At 69.9% G+C, this 22516-nt stretch carries 17 protein-coding genes and 1 pseudogene; 13 read left to right on the plus strand and 5 right to left on the minus strand.

The features are described 5' to 3' along the window. Window positions 1-5: 5 nt before the first annotated feature. The 11 genes from DID98_RS19115 to DID98_RS19165 all read left to right on the plus strand — a co-directional run bounded on the left by DID98_RS19115 (window position 6) and on the right by DID98_RS19165 (window position 13289). Window positions 6-365, plus strand: a complete 360-nt coding sequence (locus DID98_RS19115) for a DUF485 domain-containing protein (RefSeq protein WP_124571210.1) — start codon at window positions 6-8, stop codon at window positions 363-365. Beyond that, window positions 362-2008, plus strand: a complete 1647-nt coding sequence (gene actP / locus DID98_RS19120) for a cation/acetate symporter ActP (protein ID WP_124488022.1) — start codon at window positions 362-364, stop codon at window positions 2006-2008. The genes DID98_RS19115 and actP overlap by 4 nt, the downstream gene beginning before the upstream one ends. Before the next feature lie 29 nt (window positions 2009-2037). Next, window positions 2038-3183: an amidohydrolase family protein gene (locus DID98_RS19125; protein ID WP_124571211.1), complete on the plus strand. Its 1146-nt coding sequence runs from the start codon at window positions 2038-2040 to the stop codon at window positions 3181-3183. 146 nt (window positions 3184-3329) lie between these two features. Further along, window positions 3330-4454 carry an FAD-dependent monooxygenase gene (locus DID98_RS19130; RefSeq protein ID WP_124571212.1) on the plus strand — a complete coding sequence of 375 codons (1125 nt, stop codon included), beginning with the start codon at window positions 3330-3332 and terminating at the stop codon, window positions 4452-4454. Between the two features lie 653 nt (window positions 4455-5107). Beyond that, window positions 5108-6391 (plus strand): cytochrome c, encoded by a 1284-nt coding sequence (locus DID98_RS19135; RefSeq protein ID WP_124571213.1) that lies wholly within the window; start codon window positions 5108-5110, stop codon window positions 6389-6391. Next, window positions 6388-6888, plus strand: a complete 501-nt coding sequence (locus DID98_RS19140; protein WP_044847105.1) for a (2Fe-2S)-binding protein — start codon at window positions 6388-6390, stop codon at window positions 6886-6888. Before DID98_RS19135 ends, DID98_RS19140 begins: the two co-directional genes overlap by 4 nt. Then, the gene (locus tag DID98_RS19145; RefSeq protein WP_124571214.1) at window positions 6888-9149 is read left to right on the plus strand and encodes a molybdopterin cofactor-binding domain-containing protein; all 2262 of its coding nucleotides are present in this window, start codon (window positions 6888-6890) and stop codon (window positions 9147-9149) included. Before DID98_RS19140 ends, DID98_RS19145 begins: the two co-directional genes overlap by 1 nt. A 71-nt stretch (window positions 9150-9220) precedes the next feature. Continuing rightward, window positions 9221-10138: a LysR family transcriptional regulator gene (locus DID98_RS19150; protein WP_044847103.1), complete on the plus strand. Its 918-nt coding sequence runs from the start codon at window positions 9221-9223 to the stop codon at window positions 10136-10138. 141 nt (window positions 10139-10279) lie between these two features. Beyond that, the gene (locus DID98_RS19155) at window positions 10280-10699 is read left to right on the plus strand and encodes a hypothetical protein (protein WP_124571215.1); all 420 of its coding nucleotides are present in this window, start codon (window positions 10280-10282) and stop codon (window positions 10697-10699) included. 98 nt (window positions 10700-10797) lie between these two features. After that, window positions 10798-12015 carry an MFS transporter gene (locus tag DID98_RS19160; RefSeq protein ID WP_044847102.1) on the plus strand — a complete coding sequence of 406 codons (1218 nt, stop codon included), beginning with the start codon at window positions 10798-10800 and terminating at the stop codon, window positions 12013-12015. Window positions 12016-12176: 161 nt separating this feature from the next. Further along, complete coding sequence (locus tag DID98_RS19165; RefSeq protein ID WP_124488028.1) at window positions 12177-13289, plus strand: alkene reductase; 1113 nt, start codon at window positions 12177-12179, stop codon at window positions 13287-13289. A 137-nt stretch (window positions 13290-13426) separates the two neighbouring features. Here DID98_RS19165 and DID98_RS19170 read toward each other — a convergent pair whose 3' ends face one another. The 3 genes from DID98_RS19170 to DID98_RS19180 all read right to left on the minus strand — a co-directional run bounded on the left by DID98_RS19170 (window position 13427) and on the right by DID98_RS19180 (window position 19139). Further along, window positions 13427-14098, minus strand: a complete 672-nt coding sequence (locus DID98_RS19170; protein WP_124521123.1) for a phosphohydrolase — start codon at window positions 14096-14098, stop codon at window positions 13427-13429. Between the two features lie 79 nt (window positions 14099-14177). Then, window positions 14178-16154 (minus strand): amidohydrolase, encoded by a 1977-nt coding sequence (locus tag DID98_RS19175; protein WP_124571216.1) that lies wholly within the window; start codon window positions 16152-16154, stop codon window positions 14178-14180. An 81-nt stretch (window positions 16155-16235) separates the two neighbouring features. After that, window positions 16236-19139 carry a winged helix-turn-helix domain-containing protein gene (locus tag DID98_RS19180; RefSeq protein ID WP_124571258.1) on the minus strand — a complete coding sequence of 968 codons (2904 nt, stop codon included), beginning with the start codon at window positions 19137-19139 and terminating at the stop codon, window positions 16236-16238. A gap of 396 nt (window positions 19140-19535) precedes the next feature. Here DID98_RS19180 and DID98_RS19185 point away from each other — a divergent pair, with 396 nt between their 5' ends. Continuing rightward, window positions 19536-20444 (plus strand): AraC family transcriptional regulator, encoded by a 909-nt coding sequence (locus tag DID98_RS19185; RefSeq protein WP_124571217.1) that lies wholly within the window; start codon window positions 19536-19538, stop codon window positions 20442-20444. Between the two features lie 22 nt (window positions 20445-20466). Here the strand turns inward: DID98_RS19185 and DID98_RS19190 are convergent. Both DID98_RS19190 and DID98_RS19195 read right to left on the minus strand, forming a co-directional pair. After that, a pseudogene (locus tag DID98_RS19190) lies at window positions 20467-20625 on the minus strand (MBL fold metallo-hydrolase); the annotation flags it as partial. Between the two features lie 216 nt (window positions 20626-20841). Next, complete coding sequence (locus DID98_RS19195) at window positions 20842-21492, minus strand: DsbA family oxidoreductase (protein ID WP_124571218.1); 651 nt, start codon at window positions 21490-21492, stop codon at window positions 20842-20844. A 104-nt stretch (window positions 21493-21596) separates the two neighbouring features. Here DID98_RS19195 and DID98_RS19200 point away from each other — a divergent pair, with 104 nt between their 5' ends. Next, complete coding sequence (locus DID98_RS19200; protein WP_044847188.1) at window positions 21597-22502, plus strand: LysR family transcriptional regulator; 906 nt, start codon at window positions 21597-21599, stop codon at window positions 22500-22502. Window positions 22503-22516: the final 14 nt, after the last annotated feature.

Raw genomic sequence — 22516 nt, forward strand, 5'->3', positions numbered from 1 at the left:
ACACCGTGAACCACCCGCTTCCGGCCACCGCCGGCACCGCGCCCGCGCATGACTCGCCGGCGCAGGCCGCCCATCCGCTGCTGCGCGATGCCCGTTTTCGCACGCTCGTCAGGTGCAGAAGGCTGCTCACCTGGTCGCTGACGCTCGTCATGCTCACCCTCTATTTCGCGTTCATCCTGACGCTCGCGTTTTCGCCGGCGCTGCTCGGCCAGCCGATCGTGCCGGGCAGGCCGACGCCGTGGGGCATCCCGGTCGGCTTCGGCATGTTCGTCGTCACGTTCGCGCTCGTCGCGCTGTACGTATTCCAGGCCAATTCGGTCCACGACGCGCTCGTCGCGTCCCTTCGTCACGGAGACACGCCATGAAACGCCTGCTTCTCGCCGCGATCGCCGCCGCCGGCACGGCACCGGCGTTCGCGGCCGGCCCCGCGGCGATCGCACACGGGCACAACCCGGTCGCGATCGGCATGTTCCTGCTGTTCGTCGCGTCGACGCTCGTCATCACGCGCTGGGCCGCGCGCAAGAACCACAGCGTGGCCGACCACTATGCGGCCGGCGGCCGGATCACCGCGTTCCAGAACGGCTGGGCGATCGCCGGCGACTACATGTCCGCGGCATCCCTGCTCGGCATTTCCGCGCTGGTGTTCACGAGCGGCTACGACGGCCTGATCTATTCGGTCGGCTTTCTCGCGAGCTGGCCGATCATCCTGTTCCTGATCGCCGAGCCGCTGCGCAACCTCGGCAAGTACACGCTCGCCGACGTCGTGTCCTATCGCCTGCGGCAACGGCCGATCCGCGCGTTCGCCGCGTCGAGCTCGATCGTCATCGTACTGCTGTATCTCGTGTCGCAGATGGTCGGCGCGGGCAAGCTCGTCGAGCTGCTGTTCGGTCTCGACTACACGGTCGCGGTGCTCGTCGTCGGCGTGCTGATGGTCGTCTACGTATTCTTCGGCGGGATGCTCGCGACCACCTGGATCCAGATCATCAAGGCCGTGCTGCTGCTCGCCGGCGCGGCGTTCATGGCATTCATGGTGCTGAGCCGTTTCGGATTCAGCCTCGACGCACTGTTCGCGCAGGCAGTCAGCGTGCATCCGAAGCATGCGGCGATCCTGCGCCCCGGCGGCCTGGTCTCCGATCCGGTCTCCGCCGTGTCGCTCGGCCTGGCGCTGATCTTCGGCACGGCGGGCCTGCCGCACATCCTGATGCGCTTCTTCACGGTCGGCGACGTCAAGGCTGCCCGCAAGAGCATCCTCCATGCGACCGGCATCGTCGGCGTCGGCTACGTGCTGATCGTGATCATCGGCTTCGGCACCATCGCGCTCGTCGCGCCGGACCCGCATTACCACGACGCGTCCGGCGCCGTGACGGGCGGCGCGAACATGGTGGCGATCCACCTCGCGCACGCGGTCGGCGGCAACGTGTTCCTCGGCTTCATCTGCGCGGTCGCGTTCTCGACCATCCTCGCCGTGGTCGCCGGACTCACGCTCGCGGGCTCGTCGGCGATCTCGCACGATCTCTACGCGAACGTGCTGCGCCGCGGACGCGCATCCGACCAGGAGGAAATGCGCGTGGCGCGCGCGACGACCGTGGTGCTCGGCGTGCTCGCGATCCTGCTCGGCGTCGCGTTCGAGAAGCAGAACATCGCGTTCATCGTCAGCCTCACGTTCTCGATCGCGGCCAGCTCGAACTTTCCGGTGCTGCTGCTCTCGATCTACTGGCGCGGGCTCACGACGCGCGGCGCGGTGCTCGGCGGCCTGCTCGGGCTCGCCACCGCCGTCACGCTCACGGTGCTGAGCCCGACCGTGTGGGTGACGGTGCTCGGTCATGCGCATGCGGTCTATCCGTACGAATACCCGGCACTGTTCTCGATGGCGGCGGCGTTCGCCGGCGTCGTCCTGTTCTCCGTCACCGATCGCTCGGCCCGCGCGCGACACGAGCGTGCGCAGTTCGACACCCAGCTCGTCGCGTGCGAAATGGGCACCACAACGGGCATCACGCAACGCGGCTGAGCCGCACGATTCGAAGGGCCGACATCCTCATGAGACATCCCACGTTGACCTGCACCTGCTGCCCGTCGCCGGCCCGGCGACGCCTGCTCGGCACGTTCGCCGCGCTCGCCGGCACGGCCTTGGCCGGCCGTTCGGCATCGGCTGCCGCAACCGCGAGCACGCCGGCCGCATCGGCCACCGCGCCGCTGCAGCGGCCGCGCGCGATCGACATCCACGCGCACTACTACCCGGAAAGCTTCTGCAATCTGGTCGGCGGCGAAGGCAAGCGCTTCGGCGGGTCGTTCACGTGCGACGACGCGTCGTTCACGTTCCGCACGCCCGCCGGCGGCCTCGGCCCGCTGCCGATGAAGTTCATCGACGTCGATGCCCGGCTCACGGACATGGATGTGTCCGGCGTCGACGTCCAGGCGCTGTCGCTCAGCGTGCCGATGGCGTACTGGGCCGACCGGCCGTTCAATGCGAAGCTCGCGCGCGACTGGAACTCGGCCGCGTCGCGCGTCTACGAGCGGCATCCGACGCGCTTCGTCGTACTCGCGACGCTGCCGATGCTGAACGCGACCGACGCGATCGACGAACTCGAGCGCGCCGCGCAGCTGCCGGGCGTGCGCGGCGTGTACATGGGCACCAACATCGACAATCGCGATCTCGACGACCCGCTGTTCGCACCCGTCTTCGCGCGCATCGCGCAACTGAACCTGCCGGTGTTCCTGCATCCGCAGCAAACGGTCGGCGGCGCACGGCTCGGTGACTTCTATCTGAGCAACCTGCTCGGCAATCCGTTCGACACGGCGATCGCGGCCGCGCACCTGATCCTCGGTGGCGTGCTCGATCGCCATCCGGACCTGCACTTCACGCTGCCGCATGCCGGCGGCGCGTTGCCGATCGTCGCGGGGCGCCTCGACGCGGGCTGGACCGTGCGCCCCGAAACGCGCCGGCTCGCGCAGAAGCCCAGCAGCTATCTGCGGCGCTTCAGCTACGACACGGTGTCCCATTCCGGGCCGGTGCTGGACTTCCTGATCGCGAACGTCGGCGTCGACCGGCTCGTGCTCGGCAGCGACTACTGCTTCGACATGGGTTACGAACAGCCGGTCCGCTTTCTCGACCGGCTCGACCTGAGCGCGGACCAGCGCGCGCTGATACTCGGTGGCAATGCGGGGAAGCTGCTGCGGATCTAGCGCGATCGGGCCGCCATGTCGCGCTCGCGCGACGACGCTTGCACGATCGGCGCAGCCCGCCGGTCGACATGCCATCATCCGGCGAGCCGTCGGCACGCCGCGCAGCCGGACCGCCATGCCGCTTTTCCAACAAGGAACCACGCAGAATGAAGATAGTCATTGCCGGCGGGTCGATCGCCGGTCTCGCGACCGCGCTGACGCTCGATTGCATCGGTCACGACGTGACGGTCTACGAGCGCTCGCCGTCCCCGCTGCGCGGCCAGGGCGGCGGCGTGGCCGTGCTGCGCCGGATGATGGCGTTTCTCGAACAGCATGGCCGTCATTGCCGGCAGATGATCAGCGTGCCGACGCGTCGGCGTCGCTGGATCGAGCGCGACGGCAGCGTCACGCGGGACGAACCCGAAATACTGCCGTTCTCGTCGTGGGACGCCGTCTACCGGTCGCTGTGCGACACGCTGCCGCGCGGACGCATCCGCTATGGCCGCGCGGTCAGCGGCTTCACGCAGGACGCGACGGGCGTCGACGTGCACCTGGGCGACGAACACGTTCGCGCGGACGTGCTGGTTGCGGCCGACGGGTCGGGCTCGACCCTGCGCACGCACCTGTTTCCCGGCTATGCGCCGTCATTCGCGGGCTATCTCGCGTGGCGCGGCATCGTCGACGAAGCCGATTTCGACGTTGCCGCGATCGCGCCGCTGGTCGAGAACATGACCCTTCACAAGGCGCCGGGCGAGCTGTTCATGGCCTTCCTGATTCCCGCGCTCGACGGCTCGCTCGCGCCGGGGACGCGCCGTTTCAACTGGTTGTGGTATCGCAACGAAACCGATCGCGCGGCGCTGCGCCGCCACCTGACCGATCGTCACGGCAACGTCCATCACGCGTCGGTGCATCCGGGGATGCTGGCCGATGAGGTCGTCGGCACGCTGCGGCAACTGGCGCAAGCGCGCTTGCCGGCATCCCTGTCGCAACTGGTGCTCGCCACGCGCGCGCCGTTCAACCAGGCGATCTTCGACGCGCTGAGCCCTGCCTTCGTCGACGGCCGCGTCGTGCTGATCGGCGATGCGGCGTGCACCGTGCGCCCGCATACGGCCTCCGGCACGTCGAAGGCGGCAGGCGATGCGGTGTCGCTCGCGCAGGCGCTGCCGGCCGACGCGTCCAATGTCGTCGAGCGTCTCGCGCAATGGTCGGCGCGGCGGCGCGAGGAAGTGACCGCGTTGCTCGAGAAAGGGCCGCAACTCGCCGCATCGTTCGGCCTCGGCTCGCCGCGCTGAGGTCATTGCATGATGTTCCGTGTTCCCTTTCTGCTTCGTTATCCTGACCTTGTGGCATCGGCGGCCGCGTTCTTCGACGGAACCCGCCCGGTTGATGCCGCACGGCGCGGCCATTGCTGCGCCGGCCTGTTTTGCCACGCGCATCATTCGACCCGCGCACGGCTGCTAGAAAGTGGTCGCCGCCGGCAGGGACGAAGGTGGGCGACTTCACGTTCGTGCTGCTCGCGCCGGCGCTGGCGCCGCTCGCGCGCAAGTCACGGCCGGCGTGTGCGCGTGCGCCGCCCGTCACCGTTCAGAACGATTCAGCGCGGCTTCAGGAATTGCCGCCGACGCCAGCGTAGACTGCCTCCATCAATCGCCGCGCGGCCTCTGGCCCGCGCGCCCCACCCCAGGAGTGACGACATGATTGCCGCCGCGAATCGCTGCGGCCGGACAGGCCTCGCATGGCCGGATCGATCGGCGATGCCGCATCGCCATCCGGCGGCCCCGGCTGCGACATCCACCGCCGGCACGCGCTGTCCCGGCCGCGCACACCGGCCCGCGCGCTACGCCACACCGGTGCGCGCCGCAGCGGGCAACCGGCCTGGCCGGCGTCCGTTCCCGTGCCACGCCGATTGCATGACGCCGGATGAACCGGTTCGCGCGGAGTACGCATGAAGCACAAACGACTCTGGTTCAGCGCGGCGGTTGTCGCGGTCGTCGGTCTCGCGGTCGCGATCGGCATCATGGTCCGGCCGTCGATCGCGCCGGTCGATCCGCCCGCGCGCACGTCTTTCGATCCGCAGCTCGTGCGCGCGGGCGCACGCGTCGTCGCGCTTGGCGACTGCGTCGTGTGCCACACCGCGAAGGACGGCAAGCCGTTCGCCGGCGGCCTGCCGCTCGCGACGCCGTTCGGCACGATCTACGCGACCAACATCACGCCGGATGCCGACACGGGCATCGGCCGCTGGTCGCAGGCCGCGTTCGCGCGGGCGCTGCGCAGCGGCATCGCCCGCGACGGCCATCCGCTCTACCCGGCGTTTCCGTACATCCATTTCACGCGGATGTCCGACCAGGACATCGAGGCCGCATACGCGTACCTGATGACGCGCGAACCGGTGCAGACGAAGACGCCGGCGAACGACCTGATCTTCCCGCTCAACTTCCGGCCGCTGGTCGCGTTCTGGAACGTGCTGTTCCTGCGCGAGGGCGCGTACCAGCCCGATCCGTCGCAATCCGCGCAATGGAATCGCGGCAAGATGCTCGTCGACGGCCTCGGGCACTGCGCGTCCTGCCATTCGCCGCTGAACGCGATCGGCGGCGAACAGGCCGGCAAGGCGTTCGACGGCGGCATCGTCGACGGCTGGGACGCGCCGCCGCTCAACACGCTCGGCAACGCGGCCCGGCCGTGGACGCAAGCGCAACTGGTCACGTACTTGCGCACCGGCCGCGCGAGCGAGCACGGCGCGGCTGCCGGACCGATGCTGCCGGTCACGCGCGATCTCGCGACGGTGCCGGCGGAAGACGTCGAGGCGATCGCCGCGTACATCCTGTCCATCCAGAAGCCGGCCGCCGCGCGTCCCGCAACGACGGCCGCCGCGGAACACGGCCCGACGACGCCGGCCGCGCAGCGCGGCGCCGTACTGTTCCAGGCGTCGTGCGCGCAGTGTCACGGGCCGGTCTCGCCGATGCAGTCGATCGGGGAGCGGCCGACGCTCGCGTTCAGCACGGCCATCCATGCCGACACGCCGCGCAACGCGATCCAGATGATGTTCAACGGCATCGGCTGGCATGGCGAGGACACGCTGAACTACATGCCGTCCTACCTCGACCAGTACGACGACGCGCAGATCGCGGATCTCGCCGCCTACCTGCGCGAGACGTATTCCGATCGCCCCGCATGGAGCGGCATCGACACCCTAGCCGCGAAGCTCAGAAAGGAGGACCGCGCACCATGATCGCCCTCACCGTGAACGGCGTGCGGCACACGCTCGACATCGATCCGTCGACGCCGCTGCTGTACGCGCTGCGCAACGACCTGCACCTGCACGGCGCGAAATTCGGCTGCGGCCTCGGGCAATGCGGCGCATGTACCGTGATCGTCGACGACAAGCCGATGTTCTCGTGCCTGATTCCGGTCGCCGCGCTCGGCGAGCGCCGCGTCAGAACCGTCGAAAGCCTCGGCACGGCCGACCATCCGGGCAAGCTTCAACAGGCGTTCATCGACCACCAGGCGGCGCAGTGCGGCTACTGCATCGCGGGCATGATCATGCGTGCGCAGGCGCTGCTCGAACGCAACCCGAAACCGACCGAACGCGAGCTGCGCACCCACATGGAACCGAACCTGTGCCGTTGCGGCACCCACATGCGGATCCTGGCCGCCGTGCGCCAGGTCGCGGGCCTGCCGGAGCCGGAACCGTCCGCCGCGCCGGTCATGATCAGCAAGGGAATCTGATGAACGCACCCGACGACATCGACGAAGGCCGCCGGCACTTCATGGTCTCCGGCGCGCTCTTCGTCGCGTTCAGCCTCGCGCCGGCCGCGCGCGCGGCCGCCGAAGTCGTGATCGCGGACGAAGGCGCCGCCGTCCACGTCGCCAAGGCCACCGAAACGCTGGCCGGCAGCCTCAAGACCAACCCGCTGCTCGACGCGTGGATCAAGATCGCGCCCGACGGCAAGGTCACCGTGTTTACCGGCAAGGTCGAGCTCGGCACCGGCGTGCGCACCGCGTTGCTGCAGGTAGCCGCCGAGGAGCTGAACATGAAGCCCTCGCTGATCACGTTCCTGACCGCCGACACCGGCGCGTCGCCGGACGAAGGCCTGACGGCCGGCAGCCACACGATGGCGGACAGCGGCTCCGCGCTGCTGAACGCCGCCGCGCAGGTGCGCGGGCTGCTGGTCGACGGCGCGGCGAAGCAGTTCGGCGTCGATCCGCGCACGCTCACCGTCGCCGATGCCGTCATCAAGGCGCCGGACGGTCGCACGATGCGCTACGGCGACGCGGTGCGCATCGTCGACCTGCACCGCAACGCGACGCCGACCTCGCCGCTGAAGCCCCCGGCCACGTTCACCGTGATCGGCACGTCGCTGCCGCGCGTCGACATCCCGAACAAGGTCACGGGCGGCGTCAGCTACGTGCAGGACATGGAACTGCCGGGCATGCTGCACGCGCGCGTCGTGATGCCGCCGGTGTACGACGCGGCACTGCAGTCGTTCGACGAAGCCGCGATCCTGAAGATGCCGGGCGTCGTGCGGATCGTGCGCAACGGCAGCATGCTCGCGGTCGTCGCGCACGGCGAATGGCAGGCGGTCGTCGCGCAGCGCGCGCTGGCCGCAAGCTGCCGCTGGTCCGGCGGACGCACGCTGCCCGATCGCGCGACGGTCCACGCGGAGCTCAAGCGGATCGCGACCCAGCGCATCGAAATCGCCAACACGCATGCGCCCACCGCACCTGCGACGAAGACGCTGTCCGCCACGTTCCTGAAGAACTACCTGCTGCACGGCTCGATCGGGCCGTCGTGTTCGGTCGCGCATCTCGAGAACGGCACGCTGACGGTGTGGACCCACTCGCAGGGCGTGTACCCGCTGCGCGACGCCCTTGCCGAGATGCTGTCGCTGCCGAAGGCGAGCGTGCGCTGCATTCACACCGAGGGTTCCGGCTGCTACGGGCACAACGGCGCGGACGATGCGGCCGCGCATGCGGCGCTGATCGCGGCGGCGATGCCCGGCAAGCCGATCCGCGTGCAATGGATGCGCGAGCAGGAACATACGTGGGACCACTTCACGCCGGCGATGGTCACCGAGCTCAGCGCGTCGCTCGACGCGGGCGGTCGCATCGTCGACTGGAACTATGCGCTGTGGAGCAGCTCGCACAACGAGCGCATCGTCAACGCCGGCCGGCTGCTGCCCGCGCGGATGCTCGAGCCGCCGTTCGTGTCCGCGCCGTCGACGCCGATGCTGCAGCCCGAGGGCGGCGGCGATCGCAACGCGATCCCGCTCTACGCGCTGCCCAACATGCACATCGTCAACAACTTCTCGCCGACGATGCCGCTGCAGACTTCCGCGATGCGCTCGCTCGGCGCGCACACCAACGTGTGGGCCATCGAGAGCTTCATGGACGAGCTCGCGCACGCCGCCGGCGTCGATCCGGTCGAATTCCGCCTGCGCCACATGCAGGACCCTCGCGCGCGGCAGGTGATCCAGCTCGCCGCGGCCCGGTTCGGCTGGCCGCGGCCGCCGCGCGCGCGCAATCGCGGCGTCGGCTTCGCGTTCGGCAAGTACAAGAACCTGATGGCCTACGTCGCGATCGCGATCGAGATCACGGTTGAGCCGGAGACGGGCCACGTGACGCTCGATCGCGCGGAAGTCGCGGTCGACGCCGGCCAGGTCGTGTCGCCGGACGGCATCCGCAACCAGATCGAGGGCGGCATCGTGCAGGCCGCCAGCTGGACACTGTACGAGGCGCTGAAATACGATACGCAGCGCATTCGCAGTTTCGACTGGAGCAGCTATCCGATCCTGCGGTTCGGCTCGGCCCCGCAAAGCATCAAGGTGCATCTGATCAATCGCCCCGGTGCGCCGTTCCTCGGCGCGGCCGAGGCGTCGATGGGGCCGACCGCGGGCGCGCTGGCCAACGCGATCTTCGACGCGACCGGCCAGCGCATGCGCGAAATGCCGTTCGCCGGCGATTCGCTCAGGAAACGGATCGACGCATAGCCGCACCTCACAACCGACCGCGCCGGCACGGACCGGCGCCGGCAACCCGACAGGCTGGAGATTTCTGAACGATGGATACCTTGCTTTCGATGCGCGTGTTCACGCGCATCGTCGAGACGGGCAGCTTCACGCGCGCGTCGGACACCACCGGGCTCACGACGCCGCGCGTGTCCGCGCTGCTGAGCACGCTCGAACAGCATCTCGGCTGCCGGCTGCTGAACCGCACGACGCGACGCATCTCGCTGACCGAGGACGGGCAGGCCTATTACGAACGCTGCGTCGGCGTGCTGCGCGAGATCGACGACATGGAAGCGGCCGTCTCGCAGGCGCGCAACGTGCCGCGCGGCCGCCTGAAGGTGAACCTGCCGCCGGCGATGGCGAAACAGATCATGGTGCCCGCGCTGCCCGAATTCCTCGCCGCCCATCCGGGCATCTCGGTCGAACTCGGCGTGACGGACCGGCAGATCGACCTCGTCGGCGAAGGGGTCGACTGCGTCGTGCGCATCGGCGCGCTCGACGACTCGGGGCTGGTCGCGAAACGGATCGGCAGCCTCACCACCTGCACCTGCGCGGCCCCCGCGTATCTCGAGCGCTGCGGCGCACCCGATACGGTGGACGACCTCGCGCAGCACATCGCGGTCAGCCACATGTCGGCCGATACGGGCCGGCCGCGGCCGTGGGACTACGTCGTCGACGGCGAAACGCGCATCATCCAGATGTGCGGCACGGTCGCGGTCAACGACGCCGACACCTACATCGCATGCGGCGTCGCGGGAATCGGCCTGATCAAGACCTCGCTGTACCTGGTCGAGCCGTACCTGAAATCGGGACGCCTGCGCGAGGTGCTGACCGATTTCAACACGCCGCCGCGGCCGATCTCGATCCTGTATCCGCCCAACCGGCACACGCCCGTCAAGCTCAAGGTCTTCGTCGACTGGCTCGCCGGCCTGTTCGCGCAGATCCCGACGCTGCAGGGCCAGCGCGGCTGAAGGCCACCCGCATCGCGCAGCGCATGAATCAAGTGATTTAAGGCGGCGTTTTAGGACAATTCAGCCCGCGCGATCCAGACTGGTTTCATGGGCTTCGCGATCCGCGATATCCGCGCCGGAGGCCCGCGACGAGAGGCCATCATGAAGATCGCGATCGCCGGCGGCTCCATCGCGGGCCTGGCTGCCGCCGTCACGCTGAATTGCATCGGCCGCGAGGCCGCCGTCCACGAACGTCGCGACCGGCCGTCGCCCGCTCAGGGCGGCGCGGTCGCGGTACTGCGCCGCCTGACCACCTTTCCCGACACGCACGGCGAACCGTTGCGCGGCCATCTGGCCCCCCCCCGGGCGTCCGCCTGCGCGCTCGCGTCGGCCAGGCTCGCCGCCACCGGCGTCCACCTGCGCGCACGCCGCGGCCGGGCTCGCCGTCACCGGCATGCGGTTCGCGGCCGATCCCTGCCGCGGTGGACGCGCATGACGCCGCCCGCGATCCGCCCCCTTTGCGCGCCGCGCAATGCTCGATTGCGCGGCGGCCATATTCCCTTGTTATCGATCGATCAATAATCTTGACGGCAATGCGGCGGCTTCCGTTTCGCCGCGACCCACACCGCATCATCCGCCCGACGACCGGGCACCCGACATCTCTTTCGAAGGAGTCGATCATGTCAGCAGAATCCACCCCGCTCGCGCCCCAGGGGCACGCGGCCAAGCTCACGCAGGGCCTCATCCTGCTGTTCGCGTTCAGTTGCGGCGCGATCGTCGCGAACCTGTACTACGCGCAGCCGATCACCGAACTCATCGCACCCAGCTTGCACATGTCGGGCGAAACCGCGAGCCTCATCGTGTCGCTGACGCAGATCGGCTACGCGCTCGGCCTGTTCTTCATCGTGCCGCTCGGCGACCTGCTCGAGAACCGCAAGCTGATGATCACGACCGCCGTCGTGTCGATCGCGAGCCTCGCGGCGGCGGCGATGGTGCATACGCCCGGGCCGTTCCTCGCGATCTCGCTGCTGATCGGCTTCAGCTCGGTCGCCGTGCAGATCCTGGTGCCGCTCGCCGCGCACCTCGCGCCCGATCATTCGCGCGGCCGCGTGGTCGGCACGATCATGAGCGGGCTGCTGCTCGGCATCCTGCTCGCGCGCCCGCTGTCGAGCGTGGTGGCCGACGCGTTCGGCTGGCGCTTCGTGTTCGCGGCCGCCGCCGTGCTGATGACGCTCGTGACGGCCGTGCTCGCGCTGACGATCCCGTCGCGCCAGCCCGATCACCGCGCGACCTATTTCGAACTGATCGGCTCGCTGCTGCATCTGGTCCGCACGATGCCGGTGTTGCGCCATCGCGCGTTCTACCAGGGCCTGATGTTCGCGTCGTTCAGCCTGTTCTGGACCGCCGTGCCGGTCGAGCTCACGCGTCACTACGGCCTGTCGCAATCGGCCATCGGCCTGTTCGCGCTGGTCGGTGCGATCGGCGCGACGTCGGCGCCCGTCGCCGGCCGCCTCGCGGATGCCGGGCATACGGTGCGGGCAACGCTGATCGCGCTGGTCGCCGGTGCACTGTCGTATGCGGTTGCACTGGTCCACGGCGCCGGGCTGTACGGCCTCGTCGTCACCGGCATCGTGCTCGACTTCGCGGTGCAGATGAACATGGTGCTCGGCCAGCGCGAGATCTACGCGCTGCATGCGGCGAGCCGCAACCGCCTGAACGCGCTGTACATGACCAGCATCTTCGTCGGCGGCGCCGTCGGCTCCGCGCTCGCGAGCCCGCTGTACGAGCATGGCGGCTGGCCGCTCGTCGCGGCCGTCGCCGGCGCGTTCCCGATCGTCGCGCTCGCCCACTACCTCGTGATCGGGCGGCCGCACGCGCAACGCCACGCCCAGGCTTGAACCGGCGCCGGCACCGGTTCACGCGCGAATCCCGAGCGGGCGCTTCGCGCACCGGAATGCTGCCGGCACGTCATCTCCGATTTTCCGCAGCGCCAGCCGCCGCACCGGCCGCAACCGGACGACATGCGGCGGCGCCCTGCTCCACTGAAGAGGAATCCTTCATGTCTTCCCTGCTCAGCCACTACGATCTGCGCGGCCTGCCGCTTCCCAACCGTATCGTGATGGGGCCGATGACGCGTTCTCGCGCGCCTTCGCGCGGCCAGCCGACCGCGCTCATGGCCGAGTACTACGCCCAGCGCGCATCCGCCGGCCTGATCGTCACCGAAGCGACCAACGTCAGCCCGGCCTCCGCGGCGTTCGAACTGACGCCCGGGCTCGTCACCGACGAGCAGGCGGCCGGCTGGAAACAGGTCACCGACGCAGTTCATGCGAACGGCGGGCGCATCTTCGCGCAGCTCTGGCACGGCGGCCGGGTCAGCTCGCTGACGCTGCTCGGCGGCGAAGCGCCGCTGTCGCCGTCCGGCGTCAACGACGATCTCGAACAGCTGCAGGTGTGGGCGCAGTTGCAGAACGGCTACTACACGAAGATTCACGCGACGCCGTCGCGCGCGATGACGACCGACGAGGTCGCCGCGACGGTCGAGGAATTCCGCCAGGCGGCGCTGCGCGCGAAGGCGGCCGGCTTCGACGGCGTCGAGATTCACGCAGCCAACGGCTACCTGCCGCACCAGTTCCTGTCGTCGACGCTGAACCGCCGCGACGACCGCTACGGCGGCTCGCTCCCGAACCGCGCGCGCTTTCTCGAGGAAATCGTCGACGCGGTGGGCGGCGTGCTGCCGCTCGACCGGGTGGGCGTCCGCATCTCGCCGTACGCGAAGTACAACAACGTGCGCGACGCGGATCCGGATGCGACGTACGCCTACGTCGGGCGCATGCTCGACGAAGCCGGCGTCGCCTATGTACACGCGGCGGACACCAACGGCTGGAGCGGCGAACCCGACCTGCCGCGCATCGTCGCGAACACGCGCAACGCGTACCGCGGCACGCTGATCGTCAACGGCGGCATCGCGCCGGAAGCCGCGAATGCGCTGATCGATGCGGGCGACGCCGATCTCGTCGCGTTCGCACGCGCCTACATCGCAAACCCCGACCTCGTCGAGCGCATCGCGGCGAAGGCGCCGCTCGCCGCGCCGAAGCCGGTCGGCTGGTATGGCGGCGACCGCGCGGGATACGTCGACTATGCGCGTCATGACGCGGCGGGCGCGAACGTTTGAACGTTTGAACGTTTGGGCGTTTGGGCGCTTTGACGCATGGACGTCCGAGCGCCTGAGCACCTGAACGCCCAGGCACCGCAACAGCGGCCAAGCTGCCGCCGCGGCAAGCTCGCGCCGCCGGCTCCGGAACGAAGCCGTCAAACGTCCTTCCAGCGCGCACCCAGCACGCGCCCGCAGAAATTCGGCCGCTGAAAATCCGGGTCGGCACGCTCGAGCACATCGGCGCTCCACGTGCCGAACGTCGACGCCGGCCGGTGCGCGACGCCACGTGCGACCGCATCGAGGAACGCGTCGCCGAACCCGTCTTCGCGCGGATACGCGGCGAGCAGCGCCCGACGCTCGTCCACCGAATACGCGTCGAAGCCGCTCGCCATCAGGTCCGCCGCCACAGCCTCGGCCAGCGCGCACGCCAGCGGCGAGACGCGCGCGGCCACACCGGGCGTCGTATGCAGCGCGATCGCGCGCCACACGTCGTCGCACTGGCGCTGCGACGTGTGATGCCGCAGCAGGAACGCGTGCGCGGCATCGGCGCTGTCGACCTCGTAGCGCGCGCTCGAGCGGCAATAGGCGGGGCTCAGTCCCATGTTCGCGTACATCGCGGCCACGTACAGCGCATCGGCATCGAGCGTCTCGCCGGCACGGCGCGCGGCAAGCGACGCCAGGACGAACACCCGGCATGCGTGACCGGTCAGCACCGGCGGCAACGATGCACACGCCGCTTCGGCCGCTTCGATCGCCATCGGCGTCCGCGGAATGCGAACGCCGGCGACTTCGTCATCGGCGGGTGCGCACGTCGGCGCTCCACTCATCTCGTCTCCTTCTGCCCCGCGCCGGGGCGGAAAATTGTCTGTTCATCGGGCCGCAAGCACCGGCCCGCCGACCTGCCGCCTACGAGGCGACGCCGGGATAACCGAATGCTTCGCACTGCTCGACGACTTCCCGCGCAGCCACCTGCAGGCGCCGCGCGAAACGCACCGCGGGGCCGCGCACGGCACCGGCGTCCGCGCGGGCGGCATCCGCGCTGCCGCCGCCCGCCGCGCGCAGCGACGCCGCCGCGGGACGACGCCGGCCGAAACCGCCGAATTCGACCACCGGCGACCACGCGGGGCTGACCGGCAACGGCGGCGGCGCCAGCGGCGCGAACTCGTCGTCCGCATGCACGACCTTGCCGCCGACGACGGTCAGCACCGAGGAGAGCGTCTTGATCTGCGCCTCGTCGATCGTGAAGTAGTCGTCCGTCAGCACGGCGAAATCCGCGTACTGGCCGGGCACCAGCGCGCCCTTGCGATCGTCTTCGTTCGAAAACCACGCGCTGCCGACCGTATAGCGGCGCAGCGCTTCCATCCGGCCGAGCCGGTTCCATTCGGGATAAAGCGCCGTGCCGCCGACGGTGCGCCCGGACACCATCCAGTACAGCGACAGGAACGGGTTGTAGCTCGCGATGCGCGTCGCATCGGTACCCGCGCCGACCGGCAGCCCGGCCGCCAGCATCGCGCGGATCGGCGGCGTGCGCGCGGCCGCTTCCGCGCCGTAGCGCGCGATGAAGTACTCGCCCTGGAACGCCATCCGGTGCTGGACCGTCACGCCGCCGCCGAGCGCGGCGATGCGCGCGATGTTCGCATCCGAGATCGTCTCGCAATGATCGAAGAACCAGCGCAGCCCGTCGAACGGCAGCTCGCGGTTCACGGCTTCCAGCACGTTCAGGAAGCGGCCGATCGATTCGTCGTAGGTCGCGTGCAGCCGGAACGGCCAGCGGTGCCGCACCAGCAGCCGGACCACGGCGGCCAGTTCCGCCTCGAGCGCGTCGGGCAGGTCGGGGCGTGGTTCGAGAAAATTGCCGAAATCGGCCGCGGAATACACCAGCAGTTCGCCGGCGCCGTTCATCCGCAGGAACGCGTCGCCGTCGCCGGGCTTGGCCAGCGTCACCCACCGCGCGTAGTCGTCGAGCTCGCGCCCCGCCTGCTGCACGAACAGGCTGTACGCGATGCGCACCGTCAGTTCGCCGCGCTTCGCGAGCGCCATGACCGCCGCGTAGTCGTCCGGATAGGCCTGGAAATCGCCACCCGCGTCGATCGTGCTCGTCACGCCGAAACGGTTCAGTTCGCGCATGAAATGCCGCGTCGAATTGATCTGGTCGTCATGGCCGAGCTTCGGCGCGCGCTCGAGCACCGCATGCAGGATGCCCATGTCGGGGCGCGCGATCAGCATGCCGGTCGGCCGGCCGAGGCGATCGCGCTGGATCTCGCCGCCGGGCGGATCGGACGTGTCGCGGCCGTAGCCGATCGCGCGCAGCGCGGCCGCGTTCAGCAGCGCGCTGTCGCCCAGGTGCAGGATGAAGACCGGCGTGTCGGGCGCGATCGCGTTGAGCTCGGCCACCGTCGGCCCGCGCTTTTCCGCGAACTGGAATTCGGTCCAGCCGCCGACCACGCGCACCCAGTGCGGCGCGGGCGTGCGCAGCACCTGGCGACGCAGCATGCCGAGCGCGTCGGCCAGCGTCGGCACGCCGTCCCAGCGCAGCTCGAGGTTGAAGTTCAGGCCGCCGCGGATCATGTGCAGGTGCGAATCGTTCAGCCCCGGGATCACGGTGCGGCCGTTCAGGTCGATGCGCGGCGTGCCGTCGCGCGCATGGCGCAGCACGTCGCGGCCGCTGCCGCTCGCGAGGATCCGGCCGTCCTTCACCGCGAGCGCGGTCACGAACGACTGCCGCGCATCCTGCGTCGCGATCTTGCCGTTGTAGACGATGAGGTCCGCCGCTTCGGCGAATGCCGTCGTGTCGAGCACCGTCAGCCTCCCCTGCTCGCGCCGAACGCCGGCATGCGGCCGCACGCGGCATGCACCCGGTTTGACGATACACCGACCATCCATTCCCCCTTGAACATTGCACGATCAGGCCGCCGCGCCGCGGCGCGCGGACGCGACGGCGCCCGGCGCGGGCCCGGCACGCCGTTACGCCGCCGACTGCATCGCATCCGCCGCCTCGCGTCGCCTGCGCGTCAGGCCCGTCGGCGCAGCCGTCTCCGGGCGAACGAAGTTCTGCAGGCGCGCCAGGCGGCGCACGTCGAACGCCCGCGATTGCGGGTCGACATGCCCCGACAGGTCGGCCACCAGCGACGACGCCTGCGCGGTGCGCCCGCGCTCGATCAGGTGATCGGCCAGGTCCAGCGTCGCGCGCAGCGCCCACATCGCGGCACCCTGGCCGTTCGCCGCATGAATCGCCATCAGCAGATGACGGTGCCCGTCGGCTTCGCACGCGATCGCGAGATCCGGGTCGGCGGTGCGGGCCTGTTCGAGCGTCGCCAGCCCCCTCGCGCGCAGCAGTTCCGGCACGAACAGATGCTCGCCGTGCGCGCGGCAGCGCGCGAGCGTCGCGTCGAGCTTCGTGCACGCGTCGGCCGCGCGGCCCGTGCGCGTCAACCCTTCCGCGTAGGCGACGACCAGCGGCGCGAGCAGGCGCCGGAAGCCGCTCGCTTCGATGCGCCGCAGCGCGGGCTCGAGCCGCGCGAGCCCGGCGCCGGGATGGCCGGCCTGCATGTCGAACTGCCCGGCGAGACATTCGGCATGGCTGCGCCAGATGTCGAAGCCGTGCGCATCGGCGGTCGAGCGCAGCGTCTCCAGATACTCGGAAATCGCGTCATGATCGCCGTAGGACAACGCCATCGGCACGGCCGCGGCGCCGAGCACGACGCACAATGCCGGCGCCGAGCCGCTGCGGCGCGCGGATTCGACCGCCTGCGCAGCCAGCCGCATCGCATATTCCGCATCGCCCTGCAGCCAGACGAGCCGCGTCAGCATCGTCCGGCCGAGCGTCGCGACGTCGATGCCCAGCGCCGCCTGCGCGCAGGGCGGCTCGCCGGCGACGGCCAGCTCGGCCGTCGCCGCCTCCAGCCGCTCGCGCGCCTGCGCATGCTCGCCGAAGTAATGCAGCGAGGTCGCGACCATCGCGTCCGCCAGCAGCCGCTGCGGCCGGTCGCCGCGCCGCTCCGCGGCCCGCTCGAAGCGCGTCGCGTAGCGCAGCGATTCATGAATGTCGGAGCGCGTCAGCATCGTGTTCCACAGCCCGACCAGCGCGCGCGCGTCGAACGCCTCGTCGCCGATCCGGCCGGCGAGACCGAGCGTCCTGTCCCACGTCGCGGCGGCCGTGTGCGTATCGCCGTCGGTATGCAGCAGCGCCGCCGCATAGGCCGCGCGCAGGCGCATCTCGCGTGCCGCGTCGACGGCGCCGTGGGCGCCGGCATCGAGCGTGTCGAGCGCGCGCCTCGCCGGGATCGAACTTTCGCGCATGCGCGCCGGCTCGAGCAACGCATGCGCCAGCGCGTCGATTTCCGCGGCCGGCGGCCCGGCCACCGCGAGTTCGCGCAGCGGCGCGATGCCCGCGCCGGCACCCAGGCTGGCCGCATGCGCGGCCTGGGCCTGGGCCGCCATCGCGGCATCCGCCTGCTCGCGTTCGTAGCGCGCATGACGTGCGGCGACCGTGTCGAACTCGCCTTCGTTGTGCAGTTTTTCGAGCGCGTACGCGCGGGTCGATTCGGTCAGCCGGTAGCGCGCCTGCGCGCCGTTGAACTCGACGGTCACCAGCGACTTCGCGACCAGCTCGCCGAGCAGCGCGATCATTTCGGCGGACGGCATGCCCGGGTCCATCGCGACATCACGCGCGGCATCGAACGTAAACGGGCCGACGAAGCAGGCCATCCGGCGAAACAGCGACCGCGCGGCCGCATCCAGCAGCACGTAGCTCCAGTCGAACGTGGCGCGCAGCGTCTGGTGGCGCGGCAACGCCGAGCGCAGCCCGCCCGTCAGCAGGTTCAGCCGATCGTCGAGACGCGCCGCGACGACCTCGAGCCCGAGCGTCGCGACCCGCGCGGCGGCCAGCTCGATCGCGAGCGGCAGCCCGTCGAGGCGCCGGCAGATGTCGCCGATCAGCCGCATGCCGGCCGCATCGACCGCGCAATCGGGCGTGGCCGCGCGAATCCGCGCGAGGAACAGCTCGACGGCCGAATGGCGCGCGATCTCGTCGACGCCCGCATCGGCGTCCGGCACCGCCAGCGGACTCACGCGAAACACGGCCTCGACCGAGATATGCAGCGGCTCGCGGCTCGTCACGAGCACGCGCAGCGGCGCGGCGTGCGACGTCAGCGTTTCGACGAGGTCGGCCGCCAGGTCGACGACGTGCTCCGCGTTGTCGAGCACGAGCAGGCCGCGCGACGCGGCGAAGGCCTCGCCGATCCGTTCGACGGCCGGCACGCCATCCGCGTCGAGCCCGAGTTCCGCGCCGATCGCGCGCAGCACGTCGTCGCGCGTCGCCGCGCGCGCCAGTTCCACGAACAGCACGCGCTCGCCGGCGCGGCCGCGCAGTTCATGCGCGACGCGCTCGGCCAGGCTCGTCTTGCCGATGCCGCCCGCGCCCACCAGCGTGACGACCGATGCCCGCTCGAGCATGTCGACGATCTGCCCGATCTCGGTCTGACGCCCGACGAGCGGCGCCGGATGGGGTGCCGCGGCCGCCTCGGGTCCAACCTCGGGCGCAACCTCGGATGCGCGCGGCGCCACCGCGTGCGCGACCGGCGGATGCGCGATCAGCAGGTAGCCGCGGCCCGGCACCGTCTTGATCAGGTCGCGGTTCGGGCCCAGCGCCTTGCGCAACGTCGCGACGTGCACCTGCAGCCGGTTCTCCTCGACGATCAGGCCCGGCCACACCGCGTCCATGATGTCGTCCTTCGATACGAGGGAGCCGTTCGCGCGATGCAATACTTCCAGTATGTCGAGCGCACGCGCGCCGATACGCAACGACGCACCGTGGTCGCGTATGTCGCGCTGCTCGAAATCCACCGACAAATTCCCGATCTGGATCATGGCCGCCTCCAGGTTCCCCACGATGACCGCCATGTGAACACGCGGTTCACCGGGGCGGGAGTCCGCACCGGCCTGCACGGCAGGCGGGCGCAAAGTCTCAAAAAGTGGCCCGAGTCTAAACGCCATATCGATAAAAATCTTGAACGAAAATGCACTGGCGCCCGCCGCCTCGGCCCGCGGCGGATACGCGGGCCGCGCGGATATAAATGGGGCGATATCGTTCGACCTGTCGCTTCCGCCAGCAGGTCGAGCGTCGGCGCCGGCGCCCGGCCGGACGGCGATTTTTTCGTCAGCAAGCGGACATTTATTCAAGTTATGCTGAGCCGGATGTGTGTGCCGTATAAACTTGCACGTAAAACTGCTCGTATGCCGTACCCCATTGAAGGACGTTCCGTCATGTCAGATCCTTTCGCCGCAGTGCCCGCGGCGGTGCCGAAAGATACGCTCGGATGCGTGTCGAGCCTGTTGTCCAAGGATATCGACCGGTCGGTCGGCGGCCTGACGCTCCACCGCAAATGCATGCGCGACGAACACTTCGAGCGCATCGAGATGGCCGCCAGCGATCGCGGCTTCCTGATCGGCGTGTCGCTGAACGACGGCCACCGGCGCACGATCTATGGCGGCGCCGGCAAATCCGAGCGGCGGTTCCAGCACGACTCGATCTACATTCGCGACTTTTCCCGGAATTTCCGCGCCGACCTGTACGGCAAGTTCGATTTCGTGCTGATCGAGCTGTCGCACAGCTATCTCGACCGCCTCGGCCGCGAACACGACGGCACGGCGATCGGCGGCCTGACCTGCGCGCCCGACGTGCAGGACCCGGTGCTCGGCCATCTCGCGCACGCGGTCGCCGACAGCCTCGACGTGCCGGGCGCGCTGAACACGCTGTTCGTCGAGCAGATGGGAGTCGCGATCGGCGCGCATCTCGCCAGCCGCTACGGCAACGCGCGTGCGCGCGACCTGCGGCACAAGGGCCTGCTGTCGCCGGCCAAGACGGCGCTCGCCAAGGAACTGCTGATGGAAAAGGCGAACCTCGGCGTATCGATCGAGGAAGTCGCGAGCGAATGCGATCTGTCGCGCGGCTATTTCATCCGCGCGTTCTCCCGCACGACGGGGCGCACGCCGCATCAGTGGCTGCTCGAGCAGCGCGTGATCCGGGCCCGCCAGCTGATCGAGACGACCGACATGACGCTCGCGGAAATCGCGGCCGTCTGCGGTTTCGCCGACCAGAGCCACCTGAACCGCATCTTCGCGCGCATCGTCGGCCATCCGCCCGGCGCATGGCGGCGCGGCATGACGCGCTGACACCGTCGCGCACGTCATCCGGTCAGCGCAGCGGCGTCGCGTCGTAGTTGACCGGCACCCAGTCGTACCGCTCCCCGTCCCTGCGCAAGTGCCCGAGCCCGGGAAACGCGATGTGCGCGGCGCCGACCAGATAGCGCCGGCCGGCCACGCGCCGGAGCACGTCGCGCCGCGTGCGGCGCGCGCATGCGCCGCTTCAGTGAGTTCATGTCCGATCCCCCGGTTGCGTATCGACGTCGCACGACACTTGCCGGCCCGACGGTCGGCCGGGCCTGTACGCGCGACATCGAGCCTACCGGCCGCTCGCGCCCTTGTCCTGAGGCGAACGTGAAACGTTCTGAAGCCGGGCCGCAACGGCGCCGGTCGGGCTTCAGCGTGGGCACCGCTTCAAGGCACCGCTTCAGGCTGCCGCGTCATGCGCGCGCTGCGCGGCCAGCAACGCGCCGCGAAACACGGCGGCCGGTTGCGCGCCGCTGATGACGGTGGATCCGATGCGCGTCGACGGCACCGATGCGATGCCTGCGCGCACCGCGTCGGCCTCGAGCGCGATCACCGCGTCGAGCCCCTCGCCGGACGCGAGGAACGCCCGCACCGCGTCGCCCGGCAAGCCGGCGCCGGCCGCGATCTCCACGAGCATGTCCGCATCGCCGATGTCGCGGCCGTCGCGGAAGTACGCGGCGAACAATGCATCGACGAGCGCGGCCGCACTGCCGCGCTGCTGCGCGAACCAGACGAGCCGGTGCGCGAGCCGGGTGTTCGGCGTACGCGCGATCCGCGCGTGATCGAACACCAGGCCCGCCGCACGGCCGGCCTCGGCCACCTGCGCGTCGAGTGCCTGCGAGCGCGCCCAGCTGCCGAATTTCGCGCTGCGGTATGCCTTGCGATCGATGCCTGCGGCCGGCATCGCCGGGTTCAGTTCGAACGGCACGAACCTGACCTTCACGTCACCGGTCAGTCCCGCTGCGTCGATCGCCTCCGCGAGCCTGCGCTCGGCGATCCAGCACCACGGGCAGATGAGGTCGTAGGTGACCGTGACTTCGACGGAATTCATTGCGCTCTCCTGTTGATTGCAGTTTCAACGATAGCGCTTGCCGGCCGGCGCTAGAATGCGAACGGCGCGCAACGGATCGTTGCGGCATGCACAAAGGCGACGACATGGACAAATTCTCCGCGCTGCGCGCGTTCGTGGAAGTGGCGGAAGCCGGCGGCTTCTCGAGCGCGGGACGCCGTCTCGACCTCGCGGCCTCGTCGGTCGTGCGCGCGGTGGATGCGCTCGAGGCATCGCTCGGCACCGCGCTGCTGAACCGCACCACGCGCCAGGTAACGCTGTCCGATGCCGGCTCCATGTACTACGCGCGCGCGAAGCGGCTGCTCGAGGAGCTCGCGGAAGCGGACGCGCTTGTCTCCGATCGCGGCGACGAGCCGTCCGGGCCACTACGCGTGTCGGTGCCGGTCGCGTACGGCGTGCGACGCATCGCGCCGCATGTCGCGGCCTTCCTCGCGCGCCATCCGAAACTCGATCTCGACCTGCAGCTCACCGACGAACGCGTCGATCTCGTCGCCGGCCGGATCGACGTCGCGATCCGGCTCGGCGAAGCGGCGCCTTCCGCGGAGGTCGTCGCACGGCAGCTCGCGACGTTCCAGCGCTACGTCGTCGCGAGCCACGACTATCTCGACGCGCACGGCACGCCGGCAACGCCGGGCGAACTGGTCGATCACGCGTGCGTGCGCTTTCACTTCGGCGGCGACCAGCAGGCGTGGTCGTTCGCCGATGCGCACGGCACGACGCGGGTGCTGGTTGCCGGGCGCCTGAAATCGAATCACAGTGAAGTGTTGCGCGAGGCCGTGCTCGACGGCGCCGGTATCGCGCTGCTGCCCGACTGGCTCGTCGATGCCGATGTCCAGTCGGGCCGCCTGCGCAGGCTGTTCGAAGCGTACGACGTCACGCCCGATGCGGCGCGCTCGGTCGTGACCGCGCTGTACCTGCCGAATCAGCGCGGCTCGAAGCGCGTCACCGCGTTCATCGATTTCGTCGAGGCGCTCGCACGCGCGCAGCCGTGAGCCACGCGACGCGG

This window comes from Burkholderia sp. Bp8984, assembly GCF_003853755.1.
In the GTDB taxonomy this organism is placed as follows: Bacteria; Pseudomonadota; Gammaproteobacteria; order Burkholderiales; family Burkholderiaceae; genus Burkholderia.

What these genes read in the sequence shown, in the direction of transcription:
- DID98_RS19160 (WP_044847102.1), top strand. Translation starts at nt 10,798, where the DNA reads ATGTCAGCAGAATCCACCCCGCTCGCGCCCCAGGGGCACGCGGCCAAG.
- DID98_RS19200 (WP_044847188.1), top strand. Translation starts at nt 21,597, where the DNA reads ATGGACAAATTCTCCGCGCTGCGCGCGTTCGTGGAAGTGGCGGAAGCC.
- DID98_RS19130 (WP_124571212.1), top strand. Translation starts at nt 3,330, where the DNA reads ATGAAGATAGTCATTGCCGGCGGGTCGATCGCCGGTCTCGCGACCGCG.
- actP (WP_124488022.1), top strand. Translation starts at nt 362, where the DNA reads ATGAAACGCCTGCTTCTCGCCGCGATCGCCGCCGCCGGCACGGCACCG.
- DID98_RS19165 (WP_124488028.1), top strand. Translation starts at nt 12,177, where the DNA reads ATGTCTTCCCTGCTCAGCCACTACGATCTGCGCGGCCTGCCGCTTCCC.
- DID98_RS19145 (WP_124571214.1), top strand. Translation starts at nt 6,888, where the DNA reads ATGAACGCACCCGACGACATCGACGAAGGCCGCCGGCACTTCATGGTC.
- DID98_RS19195 (WP_124571218.1), bottom strand. Translation starts at nt 21,492, where the DNA reads ATGAATTCCGTCGAAGTCACGGTCACCTACGACCTCATCTGCCCGTGG.
- DID98_RS19140 (WP_044847105.1), top strand. Translation starts at nt 6,388, where the DNA reads ATGATCGCCCTCACCGTGAACGGCGTGCGGCACACGCTCGACATCGAT.
- DID98_RS19135 (WP_124571213.1), top strand. Translation starts at nt 5,108, where the DNA reads ATGAAGCACAAACGACTCTGGTTCAGCGCGGCGGTTGTCGCGGTCGTC.
- DID98_RS19180 (WP_124571258.1), bottom strand. Translation starts at nt 19,139, where the DNA reads ATGATCCAGATCGGGAATTTGTCGGTGGATTTCGAGCAGCGCGACATA.
- DID98_RS19170 (WP_124521123.1), bottom strand. Translation starts at nt 14,098, where the DNA reads ATGAGTGGAGCGCCGACGTGCGCACCCGCCGATGACGAAGTCGCCGGC.
- DID98_RS19155 (WP_124571215.1), top strand. Translation starts at nt 10,280, where the DNA reads ATGAAGATCGCGATCGCCGGCGGCTCCATCGCGGGCCTGGCTGCCGCC.
- DID98_RS19175 (WP_124571216.1), bottom strand. Translation starts at nt 16,154, where the DNA reads ATGGATGGTCGGTGTATCGTCAAACCGGGTGCATGCCGCGTGCGGCCG.
- DID98_RS19185 (WP_124571217.1), top strand. Translation starts at nt 19,536, where the DNA reads ATGTCAGATCCTTTCGCCGCAGTGCCCGCGGCGGTGCCGAAAGATACG.
- DID98_RS19125 (WP_124571211.1), top strand. Translation starts at nt 2,038, where the DNA reads ATGAGACATCCCACGTTGACCTGCACCTGCTGCCCGTCGCCGGCCCGG.
- DID98_RS19150 (WP_044847103.1), top strand. Translation starts at nt 9,221, where the DNA reads ATGGATACCTTGCTTTCGATGCGCGTGTTCACGCGCATCGTCGAGACG.